General features: G+C 69.8%; 1 protein-coding gene. It reads left to right on the top strand.

What is annotated here, in order from left to right:
- Nucleotides 1-100: 100 nt before the first annotated feature.
- Nucleotides 101-982 carry a diaminopimelate epimerase gene (gene dapF / locus ACGF5C_RS35045; RefSeq protein WP_393308750.1) on the top strand — a complete coding sequence of 294 codons (882 nt, stop codon included), beginning with the start codon at nt 101-103 and terminating at the stop codon, nt 980-982.
- The last annotated feature ends 147 nt before the right edge of the window (nt 983-1129 follow it).

Below are 1129 nucleotides of genomic sequence, written 5' to 3'. Positions count from 1 at the left end.
ATCGAAGGTGAACGCCGGCGCGGCCGGTGAATAGTGCGGGACGGGTGGAGGAACGACGTCGATGAGCGAGCAGGTGCAGACGGTGTCCGGCGCGGCCGATATCGAATTCGGCAAGGGCCACGGGACCCAGAACGATTTCGTGGTGCTGCCCGACGCCGACGCCCGCCTGCGCCTGGCCCCCGACACCGTCGCCGTGCTGTGTGACCGGCGCCAGGGTATCGGCGCCGACGGTGTGCTGCGCGTCGCCCGGGCGGGGGCGCTGGTGGAGCGCGGCGAGCTGGCCGAACTGCCCGACGGTGTGGCCGCGGCGGACTGGTTCATGGACTATCGCAACGCCGACGGGTCGATCGCGGAGATGTGTGGCAACGGCGTGCGCGTGTTCGCCCACTATCTGCTCGCCACCGGAATGCAGCGGGATACCGAATTCGTGGTCGGCACGCGGGCGGGCGCGCGCTCGGTGGTCGTGCATTCCTTCGACGAGGTGCACGGCGAGGTCACCGTCGGTATGGGCCACGTGCGGATGCTCGGTGATTCCACCGCCACGGTCGCCGGCAGCGCGTTGCCCGGAGTCGGGGTCGACGTGGGCAATCCGCATCTGGCCTGTGTCGATCCCGGGCTCACCGCCGACGGATTGGCCGCGCTCGACCTCACCGTGCCACCCGGTTTCGATCCGGAGTTGTTCCCGCACGGTGTGAACGTGGAGATCCTGACCGCGCTCGGCGAGGACGGCGCGGTCGATATGCGGGTCTACGAACGCGGCGTCGGCGAAACCCGCTCCTGCGGCACCGGCACGGTCGCCGCCGCGGCCGCGGCACTGACGAGTGCGGGCATCGATCCGGCGGCGGATTCGGCGCAGGTAAAAGTCCGGGTGCCCGGCGGCGCCGTCACCGTGGGCATCGATCACGGGCAGGCGTGGTTGCGCGGCCCCTCGGTGCTGGTCGGTTCCGGACACCTCGCCGGTGAGTGGTGGGCCGGCGCCTGATCCGTGTGAGCTGCGCTGTACCGGGGCCGCTCCCGGCGTCAGCGGAAATATCCGAGTGCGCCCGGTGGTTATGGCGTGGGACCATGGAGGTGTATGAGGAAATCACAAACGTACGAGTTCACCCCGATCGAGCAGCTCGACTCGGAG

This window comes from Micromonospora sp. NPDC047620 (assembly GCF_043205005.1).
In the GTDB taxonomy this organism is placed as follows: domain Bacteria; phylum Actinomycetota; class Actinomycetes; order Mycobacteriales; family Micromonosporaceae; genus Micromonospora.
The sequence above is the reverse complement of the archived record's forward strand: the minus strand, read 5'-3'. Positions and strand labels throughout refer to the sequence as shown.